Below are 14,616 nucleotides of genomic sequence, written 5' to 3'. Positions count from 1 at the left end.
GTTATAAAAGCAAAACGCCCCGCAAGGCTGTGCGGGGCGTGGTGAATTTGACGAATTTTTAGCGAGATTTATCGTTTATCTGCAACCAGGCGTAGCGCCTGTTCCAGCACTTCGATATCCGCGCCAGCTTTATGCGCGTTCTCGCTCAGATAGCGACGCCACTGGCGTGCGCCCGGGATCCCCTGGAACAGGCCAAGCATATGACGCGTGATATGGCCAAGGTAAGTGCCGTTACTCAGCTCACGTTCAATGTACGGATACATGGCCCGCACTACGGCAACCGGGTCAGTGTCTGCGCCTTCATCGCCGAAGATCTCGCGATCGACCGTCCTCAGAATACCCGGATTCTGATATGCCTCGCGACCGACCATCACGCCATCCATATGCGCCAGATGTGTTTTGGCCTCGTCGAGCGACTTGATACCACCGTTGATCGACATGGTCAGGTGCGGGAAGTCCCGCTTCAGTTGATACACACGCGGGTAGTCCAGCGGCGGAATTTCGCGGTTCTCTTTCGGGCTAAGGCCAGAGAGCCAGGCTTTACGCGCATGGATGATAAACATCTCGCACTCGCCCTTTCCGGCAACCGTATTGATGAAATCACACAAGAATTCGTAGCTGTCCTGGTCATCAATACCGATACGGGTCTTCACCGTCACCGGAATGGAGACCACATCACGCATCGCCTTGATGCAGTCCGCTACCAGCTGTGCGTTCCCCATCAGACAGGCGCCGAACATGCCGTTTTGCACGCGATCGGACGGACAGCCAACGTTAAGGTTAATTTCGTCGTAGCCACGTTCTTCAGCCAGCTTCGCACAGTGCGCCAGCGCAGCCGGATCGCTGCCACCCAGCTGCAGGGCAACCGGATGCTCTTCTTCGCTGTACGCCAGATAGTCGCCCTTACCGTGAATAATTGCACCGGTGGTGACCATTTCGGTGTACAGCAGCGTATGGCGGGAGAGCTGGCGCAGGAAATAGCGGCAGTGTCTGTCCGTCCAGTCGAGCATGGGCGCAATGGAGAAACGGTGTGCGGGAAAGGCAGTCTGGTGTTCTGACGACATGGCGAAGTTTTAAGCATCTGGTGGAAAAGGGGCGCTACTATAGCATAAAGAAAAGCCGGAGGCGCAACGCCTCCGGTGCCCTTTAGAACGTCATACTCAACTGCGCCCCTGCGCCCCAGGTTTCATCTTCACCGTAGAGCCCCATCAGGTCGACGTGGACCGTGTTAAACGGTGCAAAACCGACACCACCGGTAAAGACGTTACTGTCATTCCCTTTCATATCGGCACGATAACCCGCCCGCACGGCCAGCCAGCTCAGCGGCGTCACTTCCGCACCCACGCCAACATACTGCGAGGTATCTTCGCTTTTAAAGCCTTTGGTTTCTGTCAGATCGCCATCGGCGGTCAGAGTCACCAGATCGTTGTGCCAGGCGGCACCGGCCGTCACCAGCGGACGGATTTGATAGGTGTCTTTATAGCTCACCACTTCCCCCGTGCGCCCGTTGCGGATGCGAATGTCCTTGGTGTCGATATCGCGCGACATCAGGTTTTGCCCGCTCACCCCGACCGTCCAGTGCTCGCCGAAATCGGCCGCGATACCGGCATCCACGTTAAAGCCGGTATCGTCTTTCCGGTAGCGGCTGTCGTTCCACTTGTTACTGTCGTAATCGTAAATTGAGGTGGTGTAGTTGTAGATCCAGGTTTTCTGCAGTTTTGGCGTGACGCCAAGGGAAACCGGGACGCCACCCAGATCGAACTGACGGGCAATGGCAACACCATAATCGGAGACAATTGCCGCCCGGCCAGACGCCGTAGAGTTAAGGTTTTTCGTGATTTGATCGGTACCGTTTAGCGCCGCATCCAGTGCCACGCCCGCCGCCACCGCATCGCTGTTTTGGATACTGCGCAGGTAATCAATATCTTGCTGATCGATGGAAGAGCTGACGCGCCCGTGGGCATAGCCTTTCGCCATAAAGGCCACGGAGAGCACATCGTTAGGGATACTCACCGCAATCCCCGCGCCTGCCGTAGCGCGTGCGGTTTTGCCTTTGAGATAGTCCAGTTCATCGGCAAGATCTTTTGCCGCTCCCTGGAACTGATCGATTGAGCCCAGCGGGTTGGTAATCACTTCGATGGGGGTCAGGCTATCAACCACATCCTTATAGTGATTGATTTTATCGTTGATGGTATCAATCTCATCCTGAAGATTGTCTTCATCCGTCACCTGCACGCCGACGGACGGTAAAATAACCGTCACATCATCGTCCGGTTTCGCCTTTGCCAATAACGCGGGGTTGATTAACGCCCCGCTGCCATAGCTGCCCGAAGCGACGCCCGTGCCACCCATTGCGTCGCTACGTGATTCTGTCCAGGTATTGGCTGCTCCCGCCTGATTTGCCATAAACAGGGAGACAGCGATGCTAACCACCGAAAATTTAAAATGTTTTTTCACAGTATGCTCGTCTTATTGTCGTTAATAACATCACCCTGTTTGTTATCACCCAAACAGGAACGAACTATTGCTGTGAATAAGTACAAAAAGACCCGCTATTTCCTTAAGTAAAACTCCGGACAGGCCTGTTGTTATTTGTGACGGCCCTCAATATTTATAGAAGAGGAAATTATTTTTTCCCAGGTTTTCCATCGTGCGGCCCAAAGAACTGAGGGGGATGATCAACCCAGCGATCTTCACGCGTGGCGGCATACTCCGGGTTAAGCGGATAGTAGATTCGGTTGTACTTCTTGTTAGCCTCGCCAACAACCAGTAATCGCACCTCTTCTTCGGTGTTATTAATAAAGGTATGGCAGACGCCGGTGCCAGCAGGAAACCCTACGCTGTCGCCGGGTTCAAGCTTCCACAAATAGCCGTTAATCCAGGCTTCCGGATACCCTTCCAGCACATAGATGAACTCTTCTTCGTCGCTTTCCGCGTGGGGATAGGAGGTTCGACGCCCGGGCGGCAAACGCTCGTGGTGAATACCGATTCGCCTGAGCCCCAGGTGACGAGCCAGCGGTGCACCGATGGAGAAAAGCTCGTTGCTGTCGGGATAGGTTGAATTATCTGGCTCTTCCACGTCTCGCCAGTGCCGAATACAGTCAGGTTTTTTCATCATTAATTTCCCGGTTTGCGATGGGTCAGGTATAGCACAGCCTGGCGGATCTCGGCGTTTTTACCAGAACATGGTAAAGTGAGGGTTTTCCAGCCTATAACATCCGAGGTGCTAAATGGATAAGTCCACAAAAGAGCTGTTAGCGCAGGCAGAGAAGCTGTGCGCGCAACGCAATGTGCGCCTGACTCCGCAGCGCCTTGAAGTCTTGCGTCTGATGACCCTGCAGCAGGGCGCCATCAGCGCATACGACCTGCTCGACCTGCTGCGCGAAAGCGAGCCACAGGCTAAACCGCCTACGGTCTATCGTGCGCTAGATTTTCTGCTGGAACAAGGGTTTGTACACAAGGTCGAATCAACAAACAGTTATGTGTTGTGTCATCTTTTTGACCAGCCAACCCATACGTCGGCCATGTTTATCTGCGACCGTTGTGGCGTGGTGAAAGAAGAAGGGGCGGAAGGCGTAGAAGATATTATGCATACGCTGGCGGCCAGAATGGGCTTTGCCTTGCGCCATAACGTCATTGAAGCACACGGATTATGCTCTGCGTGTGTAGAAGTGGAGGCCTGTCGGCATCAGGACGCGTGCCACCATGACCACTCTATCCTCGTAAAGAAAAAGCCGCGTTAACAGCCAAAACAAAGGCGGCCCATGGCCGCCCTCAGGGAGTACTTCCTTGTACTGTCGGGTATCACACGGTTACCAACGGTAGTCGTTGCGTTTTTCCCAGTCGCCGACCTCTTTTTCCGCCTGGTCTTTCTCGTAACCGTAGCGTTCCTGAATTTTACCGACAAGCTGATCGCGTTTACCTTCGATGACCGTCATATCGTCATCCGTCAGCTTACCCCACTGTTCTTTCGCTTTACCTTTGAACTGCTTCCAGTTGCCGCCGATTTCGTCTTTATTCATCATCGTGTCCTCTTAGTTAAGCGTCGGGTCGTAACGTCCGTTACGTTCTTTTCTGCTGGACGTGATAATAATTGTAGTTAAGGATTCGGCAGTTGATTTTATATTCGGAATCTTTAACCGTCACGATATATCGTTGCGTGAAGGAAGCCAGGTATTGTTTTGCCAGTGCCGGTGCCAGATAAAGCCCAGTGACAGGCCTCGCAACGCGAGAAAGACCGCCAGAGAGAGCCATAAACCATGGTTACCCAGCCAGGGGAGCGTGAGCAGCGTCAGGGCAAAACCAGCCGCCGCCACCGCCATGCTGTTACGCATCTCCGCTCCTCGCGTCGCGCCGATAAACATACCGTCCAGCAGATAGCACCAGACCCCCACCACCGGCAAAATGACCTGCCAGATAAGGTAATGGCTTGCCAGCTCGCGCAGTGCAGGAAGGGAGGTGAGTAACGCAATAATCTGTTCGCCAAAACAGGCGTAAATCAGCGCGAACGCCAGCGCCACCAGCCCCGACTGCCGACAGGCCGCCCGCCAGACATCCCGCAGCTGACCACTTTCACGTGCGCCGTATGCCTGGCCGGAATGCGCTTCCACAGCATAGGCAAAGCCATCCAGTGCATAGGCGGTAAAGGTCAGCAGCGTCATCAGAACGGCATTCACCGCGACGATATCTGGCCCAAGCCGGGCGCCAAAGACCGTCAGTGCGCCGAAACAGAGCTGCAGCAGCAGTGAGCGCAGCATAATGTCGCGATTAAGCGCCAGCAGAGTGCGGATATTGCCTCGCCATGCACTCTTAAGCAGAGCAAGGGAGATCCCGCGCATGACAAGCACCCGCCAGACCATCCACAGACCAAGGATAAACGTCCCGTATTCGGCAATCGCCGTCGCCAGTGCCGCACCCTGCACGTTCATGTGCAGGCCCATCACCAGCCAGAGATCGAGCACGATGTTGAGGAGGTTGCCTACCACCAGCAGGATCACGGGCGCGCGGGCATACTGCACGCCGAGTAACCACCCCAGCAGAACCAGATTAGCCAGCGACGCGGGCGCGCTGAGCCAGCGAATTTCAAGGAAGCGTCGTGCCTGCTCCAGTACCGCCTCGCTGCCGCCAACGATATGCAGCGCCAGATCAATCAGTGGGGTACGTAATATAGCGATTAACGCGCCTGCCCCAAGCGCCAGAATTAACGGCTGAACCAGCGCGCGCGCCAGACGCAAAGGATCTTTAGCACCGTACGCCTGCGCCGTAAGCCCGGTGGTACTCATGCGCAAAAAGAGCAGGAGCATAAAAAGGAAGCTGGTCGCTGTCGCGCCAATCGCCACGCCGCCCAGATAGATGGGTGAATCAAGGTGACCAATAACTGCCGTATCCACCAGCCCCAGCAGAGGAACGGTGATATTGGAAAAAATCATCGGCAGTGCAAGACGCCACAATGCCTTATCGGATGCCGTAAGCAGTGACATGAAAAAATACCGGGAGTGGATAAGGAATCAGGCCACGGCAGATCCGTAGCCTGTCAGGATGAGATTACAGCCATTCTCCGTTGCGAATGACCCCTACCGCCAGCCCCTCGATAGAGAAGTTTTGTTCGCGGAGGTCTACCACAATGGGGGAAAACTCGTTGTTTTCCGGCAGCAGCTGAACCGTATTACCTTGCTTTTTCAGGCGTTTAACGGTGACTTCATCATCGATGCGCGCCACCACAACCTGGCCGTTACGCACGTCTTGCGTTTTATGTACCGCAAGCAGATCGCCGTCAAGAATACCGATGTCTTTCATGGACATACCGCTTACACGCAGCAGGAAATCCGCGCTCGGCTTGAACATGCCCGGATCAACCTGATAGTGGCCTTCAATATGCTGTTGCGCCAGCAGAGGTTCACCTGCCGCGACGCGCCCCACCAGCGGAATGCCCGTCTCTTCTTCCACCAGCAGGCGGATACCGCGTGAAGCACCCGATACAATCTCAATTACGCCTTTACGCGCCAGCGCTTTCAGGTGTTCCTCGGCAGCGTTCGGAGAACGGAAGCCCAGACGCTGCGCGATTTCCGCACGCGTGGGTGGCATACCCGTCTGGCCGATATGATCCCGAATGAGATCAAACACCTCTTGCTGCCTGGTCGTTAACGCTTTCATTCCGCCCCCTGGGTGTATATACAGTTATGCTGTGAGTATATACAGTCAAAGGCGATTTTGGAACCAAAAACTGCACAAAAAACCAGGGACTTAATTATTCCTCGAGGCTCATCGGAAATGTGACCAAAGCAGCGTGACCCAGGTGATGACCGCAGTGATAATCGCCAGCAACACGGCAGCAGAGCCCATGTCTTTTGCCCGGCCAGAAAGTTCGTGAAAATCAGAGCCAATACGGTCCACAACGGCCTCAATAGCGCTATTAATAATTTCCACTATCATCACCAACAGCACGGAGCCGATCAGAAGCACGCGGGTAATGGCATCAACATCAAGGAAACAGGCGATAATCACCGCGACAATCGCGGCGACACCCTCCTGGCGAAACGCGGCTTCGTTGACCCAAGCGGCGCGAAAACCTTTCCAGGAATAGCCAGCAGCTTTAATGATACGGGTTAACCCAGTGGTATTATTGGCCATTAAAAGAACCTTTTATTTGAAATAGCGTCAATAACAGGAGGCGCAACGTGTTGCGCTGTAGCCTGAAGTATGACGGGTAACAACAGTAATTTCGCGCGCTTTCTGTTATCCTTGCGCCGCAATTGCATTATTAACCAGAGGCTTTACATCGTTTATGTCTGGCTGGCCACGAATTTACTACAAATTACTTAATTTACCATTAAGCGTCCTGGTAAAAAGTAAGTCTATCCCAGCAGAACCCGCGCTGGAATTGGGGCTCGATACGTCGCGCCCTATTATGTATGTTTTGCCTTACAACTCGAAGGCAGACTTGCTGACGCTTCGCGCCCAGTGTCTGGCGCATGATTTACCTGACCCGCTTGAACCGTTAGAAGTCGACGGTACGCTGTTGCCGCGATACGTGTTCATTCACGGTGGGCCACGCGTGTTTACCTATTACACGCCAAAAGAAGAGTCCATTAAGCTGTTCCACGACTATCTCGACCTGCATCGCAGCAATCCCGATCTGGATGTGCAGATGGTGCCGGTGTCGGTGATGTTTGGTCGTCGTCCGGGCCGCGAAAAAGGGGAAGAGAACCCACCGTTACGCATGCTTAATGGCATCCAGAAATTCTTCGCCGTCTCCTGGCTGGGGCGCGACAGCTTTGTGCGCTTCTCCCCTTCCGTCTCGCTACGCCGGATGGCCGACGAGCACGGCACCGATAAGATCATCGCGCAAAAACTGGCGCGCGTGGCGCGCATGCATTTCGCTCGTCAGCGTCTGGCCGCCGTTGGCCCTCGCCTTCCGGCGCGTCAGGATCTCTTCAACAAGCTGCTGGCTTCCAAAGCGATCGCCCGTGCTGTTGAAGACGAAGCGCGGAGTAAAAAGATTTCACACGAAAAAGCACAGCAGAACGCCATTGCGCTGATGGAAGAGATTGCCGCGAACTTCTCCTATGAGATGATCCGTCTTTCTGACCGCATCCTGGGCTTTACATGGAACCGCCTCTATCAGGGCATTAACGTCCATAACGCCGAGCGCGTTCGCCAACTGGCGCATGACGGCCATGAAATTGTTTATGTGCCCTGCCACCGCAGCCACATGGACTACCTGCTCCTCTCGTATGTGCTCTATCACCAGGGGCTGGTGCCACCGCACATCGCAGCCGGTATCAACCTGAACTTCTGGCCAGCAGGCCCGATTTTCCGCCGCCTGGGGGCGTTCTTCATTCGTCGTACCTTTAAGGGCAACAAGCTCTACTCCACCGTATTCCGTGAATATCTGGGCGAGCTGTTCAGCCGCGGTTATTCCGTTGAGTACTTCGTGGAGGGGGGACGTTCACGAACCGGCCGTCTGCTGGATCCGAAAACCGGCACGCTGTCGATGACCATCCAGGCGATGCTGCGCGGCGGCACTCGTCCCATCACGCTGGTGCCCATTTACATTGGCTATGAGCACGTCATGGAAGTGGGGACTTACGCCAAAGAGCTACGCGGGGCGACTAAAGAGAAAGAGAGCCTGCCGCAGATGCTGCGCGGCCTGAGCAAGCTACGCAATCTTGGTCAGGGCTACGTAAACTTCGGCGAGCCGATGCCGTTGATGACGTATCTGAACAACCATGTTCCCGATTGGCGCGAGTCTATCGATCCTATCGAAGCGGTGCGTCCAGCCTGGCTGACGCCTACGGTTAACGGTATCGCGGCTGAGCTGATGGTGCGTATTAACAATGCCGGTGCCGCAAACGCCATGAACCTGTGCTGTACGGCGCTGCTGGCGTCACGTCAACGCTCGCTGACCCGTGAACAGCTTACGGAGCAGCTGGATTGCTATCTTGACCTGATGCGCAACGTTCCCTACTCGGTGGATTCAACGACGCCTGCCAGCACGGCGAGCGAGCTGATCGACCATGCGCTGCAGATGAACAAGTTTGAAGTCGAGAAAGATACGATTGGCGACATCATCATTCTCCCGCGCGAGCAGGCGGTGCTGATGACCTACTATCGTAACAATATCGCGCATATGCTGATGCTGCCGTCGCTGATGGCGGCGATCATTACTCAGCATCGCCGTATTTCTCGTCAGGAGCTGCTGCGTCACGTGGAGACGCTCTATCCGATGCTGAAAGCAGAGCTGTTCCTGCGCTGGAGCAAGGATGAGCTGGCGATTGAGCTGGATAAAATGACCGAGGAGCTGCGTCGTCAGGGGCTAATTACCGTTGTTAACGACGAGCTGCATATCAATCCGTCACGCTCCCGCACGCTGCAACTGCTGGCGGCGGGTGCGCGTGAAACGCTGCAGCGCTACGCTATCACCTTCTGGCTGCTGAGCGCGAACCCCTCCATTAACCGCGGTACGCTGGAGAAAGAGAGCCGGACGCTGGCACAGCGTCTTTCCGTTCTGCACGGCATCAACGCCCCGGAATTCTTCGACAAAGCGGTCTTCAGTTCACTGGTACTGACGTTGCGTGATGAAGGCTTCATTAGCGACACGGGCGATGCCGAGCCGGAAGAGACGCTGAAGGTGTATCAGATGCTGGCAGAGCTGATTACCTCCGACGTGCGTTTGACGATTGAGAGTGCGACGCAGGGCGAGTGATGTGAAAAAGCCGGGTGGCGGCTTCGCCTTACCCGGCTCACAATCTGACGCTTCATATCATGCAGGCCCGGTAAGCTTCAGCGTCACCGGGCTTTTTTTCAGCCAAAATAGCTCATCGCCAGCCCCAGGAACAGCACCAGGCCCACGTAGTTATTATTCATAAACGCTTTAAAACAGGCGTCACGCTCACGCTTTGCGATCAGCTTTTGCTGATAAGCAAACAGCAGCCCCGCCACCAGCACTGACCAGTAAAACTCCCAGTTGAGCCCGTTCAGGCGACCAATCGCCACCATCAGCGCCAGCACGGCGACCTGCAGGATACCGATAATCAGCTTGTCGTGACGACCAAACAGAATGGCGGTCGATTTAATGCCAATTTTCAGATCGTCATCGCGGTCAACCATCGCATATTGCGTGTCATAAGCCACGGCCCAGAGAATGTTCGCCAGGAACATCAGCCAGCAGCTCAGCGGTACCGACTCGCTGACCGCCGCAAACGCCATTGGGATCGACCAGCCAAACGCCGCGCCGAGCACCACCTGCGGCAGATGGGTATAGCGTTTCATAAACGGGTAGACCCATGCCAGCGCGAGGGCCGCAACGGAAAGCAGGATGGTCATGGTGTTGAGGGTTAACACCAGCAGGAAGGAGAGCAGCACCAGCACGATAAACAGCACGCGGGCCTCTTTCTCTGTGACCTGCCCGCTGGGTAACGGACGATTGGCTGTCCGTTTCACATGTCCGTCGAATTTACGATCGGCGTAGTCATTGACCACACAGCCCGCCGCACGCATCAGCCAGACACCGGCCACAAACACGCCCAGGATCCACAGCGGTGGAACGCCCGGAGTCGCCACCCATAGCGCCCATAATGTCGGCCACAACAGCAGTAGCGCGCCGATGGGTTTATCGGTACGCATTAAGCGGTGATAGGCCAGCAGCTTGTTCTGCGTCAGGCTCCACTCCATTTTTTTCTTCCTCTCAGTACAACGGCGATGCCGGTAAAAAAAGCTCCGTCAGTATTAACGGTTTACCGCTCAGGCGAAGACGGGAACGACGTCCCCACAGTTCGGCATCGCGTCCAATTTCAATAAAATCACGGGTAAGTTCAGACGAGGTAAAAAGATACCGCCCGAGCGGGGTATTTCCCAGCCGTTGCAGTGCCAGCTCTGGCCCGGAAAGGGTGGATTCAGGCACCACGGTTCGTCCGGCGAGCCACGGCTCACCATCCGCGCAGAGCAGAATTTCACGCAACCAGTAGCGTTCTTCTTTTGGTAACAGCGGCAGCTCACTGGCAATGTCAGCAGAGGTGACAAACCCTTCCTGAATCATCGTCACCGTAACCGTCTTGCCCTGTTGCTCAAAACGTTTAGTCATGGAATCTTCCAGCAGCAACCAGTCAAGCTGCTGCGGGTCAAGCGCAGGTATTTGGTCGAAATAGCGCAGCGAACGCAGTTGCGTTAGCGCAGGGTGTGACATGCCGGACTCTCCGATACATAACGTAATGGCATTGTATCGCAGAAAAGCGCATTGAGGGCGGTCAAACGTTATTTAGCGATCACTATCGCAACAATGGTGCAACAGCGCGAGCGGCACGAAAAAAAGTGCGCCCACTCAGGCGCACTAAACTACTAACAAATCAGCACTGTGGGGAAACGGTTACCCCTTGCCTTTTACACTGCTGATAAAGGTGGAACGGGCAGTGGTTGAACCTAAACGTTCGGCTTCATCAAGCAGTTTCAGCGCTTTATCGACATCGCCGCGCTTCACCGCCTGCTTAATGGCGTTGTTGAAGTATTCTTCGGTGTCGTTCAGTACCGGCTCAGCTTTCTTCGCCGGAGCTGGGGCTGCGGTCGCGGCTGCCGTAGCCGCTGGCGCGGTATAAACAGGTGCAGCGGTATTCCCAACGGTGACAGGCCCGGTACCGGAGGAGCCAAACAGTGGGCCGACCAGAACGCTGGACCCACTATTGGTTTTCACTTTCAGCTTTAACGTGCCATCGGTGACATGACGTGCAATCGGGTCTGGAATATCCGGAACCGCATTGCCGGTGCCTTTGGCATAAGCTTTAGCTGGGTCAAGTAGTTTGGTCGTTTTCTGCAGATCTTGCTCGGTGGTAAAGACCAGCACATAGAGTTTTTGTTGACCCAGCGCAGGCGTGAGACGCATAACACCTTCCAGACGGTCGGCGCTCATTACGCCCGGTTCCTGATAGGTAAAATATTCACTCGGGAAGAAAGCAGAAGGAGTCATGTTCTGATCGAGGATCAGAACATTAGGTGCAAATACGCTCGTTTGTTTGTTTACTTCACTGGTCAGTGTAATCGCCAGTTCACCAATATTAGCTGGCACGCTGTAAGCGGCAACCGGCCCCGTGATGCCGGAGACGTTGAGCTGCTGTCCACCCGTTGAAAGCTGGGTCGTCTGCGTTTTAGATTGATCTACGGGGATCCAGCTTAACTGCTGCAATGCCGCTGTCGGAATAGCAGGTGCAGACGCCGTATTTTGCGGGACGAAATTCACATTGGCGAGCGTCACTGCAGGCACGCTTGCCAGCAGCCCTGCGGATAAGCAAAGGGCAAGGAGAGTTTTGTTCATTTTCATTGTTATCACCTCAAAATGCACAGGTCAGCGGTAGCCAGGCAATAGCGCGCCGTCCCAAGGATTGAGGGGCTTGCGCCCCTCAGTTTGGTCATTACGTCAGATTAAGACGGGTTTACCACCAGATTTCCATCTGGGCGCCGAAGGACCACTCATCGTTGTCGCCACGGCCGAAGGAACCACCGTTAAAGCCATCTTTGACTGCTTTACCGAAGTTTGCGTTGTTGGAAGGGTTACCGGTGTAGTCGTAGCCCCATTTTTCATCCCACTTGGCATAGGTTGCGAAGACGCGGATTGCTGGGCGTGACCAAATGCTGTCGCCAGCTTGCCACTGTTGAGCCAGGGTGATTTTGTACTGGTTGTTCGTTTCGCCAGTCTCCTGGGATTTGACGTTGTCGTAACCCACTTCCAGTAAGGTACTCATGATTGGCGTCCATTTGAACATTGGACGTACGCCCACAGTCCACCACTTGGTACCGTTGTTGTTATCCCAGTCGATATCCTGATACATACCGACATACATCAGGTCCCAACGATCGCCCAAAGAGATCGCACCGTGGTCGAGGATACGCAGCAAACTACCGTTATTATTGATGTCATAGGCAAAGCCGCTATTGCTATCGATGCCTACACCAGCCCCCTGAGAAAGGCCTTTACCCTGAGAAGTCATAGAGTCAGTTGCATACTGAACAACAAACTTGTTGTAGCCTTTCAACATGCTCTGGGTGTGTTCAGCAGTGAACATCCAGCCATCTTTAGATGCACCGTCAACCAGGCGATAGTCATCACGTGGGTTAGCACGGCCATAGTCAACACCCAATTCCAGAGTACCGCCTGGGTTGATTTCCATTTGAGCTAAACGGACGTCAAACACGTCGTTTGCTGTACGGGTGGTGTAGTCGTAAATGCTGTTGCTGGCGAAGGAGGAAGAGCCACCCGCTTCAGAAGAACGCGTCGCTGCCAGAGAGAGTTTACCGAAACCGACGTCGATGTTTTCCAGACCTGCACCAGGACCAGAAATATCCCAGTAGTAGAAGTCGATCATGTGGACGTCATGACGTTGATAGAAACGCTTACCGGCCCAGATGGTGGAGCCTGGCAGCCACTCAATCAGGTTTTTACCCTGCACGTTAGCTTCACGGAATGCCGGGTCTGTACCTTCCCAGTCGTTCTGCTGCGCCACGGAATACGCTACGTTAGTGTCGAAATAGAAGCTCTTGTCGCCCTCTTTCCACACTTCCTGGCCCAGTTTCAGCTCAGCGTACGTTTCACATTCGTTACCGAGACGGTATTTACTTTGAGCACCGGTTGCCTGGAAACATTGTTGTTCACCACCACTCCCGGTCCAGCCGATACCGGAACGAGCATAACCATGGAAATCCACGGCCAGTGCCTGAGCAGACATTACGCCCGCTGCGACGGCAACTGCCAGAGGAAGTTTGCGCAGAGTAATCATCATTCTATCTCCTGAGATCATTGCTTTTCTTTGAACACTTGACCTGTCGGTTTCGTGTCTTCTTTTGGGATTGCTTAAACGCCTGGCTCTTTGTGCAGCCGACGACATGCAGTGCCATCCTCGCGGAACAGATGGCAACGCTCTGGCGGCAAACCGATAGCGAATGTGGCACCCTCTTCTACCAACACCACGTCATTCTGGCGGTAGACCAGGTTCTGACGGATGGCGGGGATCTGGATATGAATCTGTGTTTCGTGACCAAGTTGTTCGACGACCTGAACTTCACCTTCCAGCGTCACATCGGCGATGTGGCTCGGCAGTAAATGTTCAGGACGAATACCGAGGGACATGTTGGCCCCCACCTGTACGTTGGCGCTGTCGACCGGTAGCCAGACTTGCTGACGGTTTGGCAACTCCACCTGTACCTGTTCAATGGCTGTCGCCGTGACTTTGACGGGCAGGAAGTTCATCTTTGGCGAGCCAATAAAGCCCGCAACAAAGCGGTCTGCCGGATAGTGATAAAGCTCCAGCGGTTTACCCACCTGTGCCACGCGGCCTGCGTCCAGAACCACAATTTTGTCGGCCAGCGTCATCGCTTCGACCTGATCGTGGGTGACGTAAATCATCGTGCGGCCAAGACGTTTATGCAGACGGGAGATTTCGATACGCATCTGGACGCGCAGCGCGGCATCCAGGTTAGAAAGCGGTTCATCCAGCAGGAAGACGCGTGGTTCGGCCACCAGCGTACGGCCAATCGCGACGCGCTGACGCTGACCACCGGAAAGCGCCTTCGGTTTACGCTCCAGCAGGTGTGCCAGCTGTAACACTTCCGCCACCTGCGTGACGCGCTGGTTAATCACCTCTTTTTTCGCCCCCGCCAGCTTCAGGCCAAAGGACATGTTCTCGGCGACGGAGAGATGGGGATAAAGTGCATAAGACTGGAACACCATGCCAACGCCACGTTCGGCAGGCGGAATGTCGTTCATTCGGGTATCACCAATCAGCAAATCACCGCTGGTGATGGTTTCAAGACCGGCAATCATACGCAGCAGAGTTGATTTACCGCAGCCAGATGGGCCAACAAACACCACGAATTCACCTTCGTGGATGTCGAGATTGATGTCTTTTGACACCACTACGTCGCCCCAGGCTTTCGTTACATTACGCAGCTGTACGCTCGCCATGCCCTTCTCCCTTCGTTACAACCTGTCACCGACAGAAACATTCAAGATAAGTTCACTATGGGGTATCCATTACTTTCGCGAATCCTCCACCCCCCGGCTTTTTTATGGGGGAGGAGGCGGGAGGATGAGAGAGCAGGCTCTGCGACCGCAGCTGGCGGGCTGAGGCAAAA

At 54.6% G+C, this 14,616-nt stretch carries 14 protein-coding genes and 1 pseudogene; 2 read left to right on the top strand and 13 right to left on the bottom strand.

Annotated features, from left to right (window positions below; translation table 11 throughout):
- Positions 1-68: 68 nt before the first annotated feature.
- From dusA to ACQG22_RS01490, 3 genes are all read right to left on the bottom strand, one after another.
- Positions 69-1,064, bottom strand: coding sequence for a tRNA dihydrouridine(20/20a) synthase DusA (gene dusA / locus ACQG22_RS01500; RefSeq protein ID WP_058678455.1), 996 nt, complete (start codon positions 1,062-1,064; stop codon positions 69-71).
- An 82-nt stretch (positions 1,065-1,146) separates the two neighbouring features.
- Positions 1,147-2,406, bottom strand: coding sequence for a conjugal transfer protein TraF (traF, locus tag ACQG22_RS01495; RefSeq protein ID WP_155687126.1), 1,260 nt, complete (start codon positions 2,404-2,406; stop codon positions 1,147-1,149).
- A gap of 220 nt (positions 2,407-2,626) precedes the next feature.
- Entirely contained in the window at positions 2,627-3,115 is a 489-nt protein-coding gene (locus ACQG22_RS01490; RefSeq protein WP_350365699.1) for a cupin domain-containing protein, read from the bottom strand.
- Positions 3,116-3,230: 115 nt separating this feature from the next.
- Between ACQG22_RS01490 and zur the strand changes: the two genes are divergently transcribed.
- Positions 3,231-3,743 carry a zinc uptake transcriptional repressor Zur gene (gene zur / locus ACQG22_RS01485; RefSeq protein ID WP_013095057.1) on the top strand — a complete coding sequence of 171 codons (513 nt, stop codon included), beginning with the start codon at positions 3,231-3,233 and terminating at the stop codon, positions 3,741-3,743.
- A 69-nt stretch (positions 3,744-3,812) separates the two neighbouring features.
- Here the strand turns inward: zur and ACQG22_RS01480 are convergent, their stop codons facing one another.
- The 5 genes and pseudogenes from ACQG22_RS01480 to ACQG22_RS01460 all read right to left on the bottom strand — a co-directional run bounded on the left by ACQG22_RS01480 (position 3,813) and on the right by ACQG22_RS01460 (position 6,630).
- Entirely contained in the window at positions 3,813-4,022 is a 210-nt protein-coding gene (locus tag ACQG22_RS01480; protein WP_020686626.1) for a CsbD family protein, read from the bottom strand.
- 49 nt (positions 4,023-4,071) lie between these two features.
- A pseudogene (locus ACQG22_RS01475) lies at positions 4,072-4,146 on the bottom strand (hypothetical protein); the annotation flags it as partial.
- A complete protein-coding gene (gene dinF, locus ACQG22_RS01470; protein ID WP_038418457.1) occupies positions 4,143-5,480 on the bottom strand; it encodes an MATE family efflux transporter DinF in 1,338 nt (445 codons plus the stop codon). The gene dinF and the pseudogene ACQG22_RS01475, both read right to left, overlap by 4 nt.
- A 64-nt stretch (positions 5,481-5,544) precedes the next feature.
- Positions 5,545-6,153, bottom strand: a complete 609-nt coding sequence (lexA, locus tag ACQG22_RS01465) for a transcriptional repressor LexA (protein WP_013095053.1) — start codon at positions 6,151-6,153, stop codon at positions 5,545-5,547.
- Between the two features lie 108 nt (positions 6,154-6,261).
- Positions 6,262-6,630 carry a diacylglycerol kinase gene (locus ACQG22_RS01460; protein ID WP_023620295.1) on the bottom strand — a complete coding sequence of 123 codons (369 nt, stop codon included), beginning with the start codon at positions 6,628-6,630 and terminating at the stop codon, positions 6,262-6,264.
- A 154-nt stretch (positions 6,631-6,784) separates the two neighbouring features.
- Here ACQG22_RS01460 and plsB point away from each other — a divergent pair, with 154 nt between their 5' ends.
- The gene (gene plsB, locus ACQG22_RS01455) at positions 6,785-9,205 is read left to right on the top strand and encodes a glycerol-3-phosphate 1-O-acyltransferase PlsB (protein ID WP_013095051.1); all 2,421 of its coding nucleotides are present in this window, start codon (positions 6,785-6,787) and stop codon (positions 9,203-9,205) included.
- A 98-nt stretch (positions 9,206-9,303) separates the two neighbouring features.
- Here plsB and ubiA read toward each other — a convergent pair whose 3' ends face one another.
- The 5 genes from ubiA to malK form a co-directional block, all read right to left on the bottom strand.
- Positions 9,304-10,173, bottom strand: coding sequence for a 4-hydroxybenzoate octaprenyltransferase (gene ubiA, locus ACQG22_RS01450; RefSeq protein WP_013095050.1), 870 nt, complete (start codon positions 10,171-10,173; stop codon positions 9,304-9,306).
- Between the two features lie 13 nt (positions 10,174-10,186).
- On the bottom strand, positions 10,187-10,684 hold the full coding sequence (ubiC, locus tag ACQG22_RS01445) for a chorismate lyase (protein ID WP_013095049.1): 498 nt from the start codon (positions 10,682-10,684) through the stop codon (positions 10,187-10,189).
- 180 nt (positions 10,685-10,864) lie between these two features.
- A complete protein-coding gene (malM, locus tag ACQG22_RS01440) occupies positions 10,865-11,809 on the bottom strand; it encodes a maltose operon protein MalM (RefSeq protein WP_038980816.1) in 945 nt (314 codons plus the stop codon).
- A gap of 112 nt (positions 11,810-11,921) precedes the next feature.
- Positions 11,922-13,265, bottom strand: a complete 1,344-nt coding sequence (locus tag ACQG22_RS01435; protein ID WP_038980815.1) for a maltoporin — start codon at positions 13,263-13,265, stop codon at positions 11,922-11,924.
- Positions 13,266-13,336: 71 nt separating this feature from the next.
- Entirely contained in the window at positions 13,337-14,446 is a 1,110-nt protein-coding gene (malK, locus tag ACQG22_RS01430; protein ID WP_008500080.1) for a maltose/maltodextrin ABC transporter ATP-binding protein MalK, read from the bottom strand.
- Positions 14,447-14,616: the final 170 nt, after the last annotated feature.

Origin of the sequence: Enterobacter cloacae complex sp. 309I3 (genome assembly GCF_050031595.1) — a bacterium.
Classification (GTDB): domain Bacteria; phylum Pseudomonadota; class Gammaproteobacteria; order Enterobacterales; family Enterobacteriaceae; genus Enterobacter; species Enterobacter cloacae.
Note: the sequence above shows the minus strand (reverse complement) of the source record. Positions and strands in the feature narration are given on the sequence as shown.

What these genes read in the sequence shown, in the direction of transcription:
- dusA (WP_058678455.1), bottom strand. Translation starts at nt 1,064, where the DNA reads ATGTCGTCAGAACACCAGACTGCCTTTCCCGCACACCGTTTCTCCATT.
- traF (WP_155687126.1), bottom strand. Translation starts at nt 2,406, where the DNA reads ATGGCAAATCAGGCGGGAGCAGCCAATACCTGGACAGAATCACGTAGC.
- ACQG22_RS01490 (WP_350365699.1), bottom strand. Translation starts at nt 3,115, where the DNA reads ATGAAAAAACCTGACTGTATTCGGCACTGGCGAGACGTGGAAGAGCCA.
- zur (WP_013095057.1), top strand. Translation starts at nt 3,231, where the DNA reads ATGGATAAGTCCACAAAAGAGCTGTTAGCGCAGGCAGAGAAGCTGTGC.
- ACQG22_RS01480 (WP_020686626.1), bottom strand. Translation starts at nt 4,022, where the DNA reads ATGAATAAAGACGAAATCGGCGGCAACTGGAAGCAGTTCAAAGGTAAA.
- dinF (WP_038418457.1), bottom strand. Translation starts at nt 5,480, where the DNA reads ATGTCACTGCTTACGGCATCCGATAAGGCATTGTGGCGTCTTGCACTG.
- lexA (WP_013095053.1), bottom strand. Translation starts at nt 6,153, where the DNA reads ATGAAAGCGTTAACGACCAGGCAGCAAGAGGTGTTTGATCTCATTCGG.
- ACQG22_RS01460 (WP_023620295.1), bottom strand. Translation starts at nt 6,630, where the DNA reads ATGGCCAATAATACCACTGGGTTAACCCGTATCATTAAAGCTGCTGGC.
- plsB (WP_013095051.1), top strand. Translation starts at nt 6,785, where the DNA reads ATGTCTGGCTGGCCACGAATTTACTACAAATTACTTAATTTACCATTA.
- ubiA (WP_013095050.1), bottom strand. Translation starts at nt 10,173, where the DNA reads ATGGAGTGGAGCCTGACGCAGAACAAGCTGCTGGCCTATCACCGCTTA.
- ubiC (WP_013095049.1), bottom strand. Translation starts at nt 10,684, where the DNA reads ATGTCACACCCTGCGCTAACGCAACTGCGTTCGCTGCGCTATTTCGAC.
- malM (WP_038980816.1), bottom strand. Translation starts at nt 11,809, where the DNA reads ATGAAAATGAACAAAACTCTCCTTGCCCTTTGCTTATCCGCAGGGCTG.
- ACQG22_RS01435 (WP_038980815.1), bottom strand. Translation starts at nt 13,265, where the DNA reads ATGATGATTACTCTGCGCAAACTTCCTCTGGCAGTTGCCGTCGCAGCG.
- malK (WP_008500080.1), bottom strand. Translation starts at nt 14,446, where the DNA reads ATGGCGAGCGTACAGCTGCGTAATGTAACGAAAGCCTGGGGCGACGTA.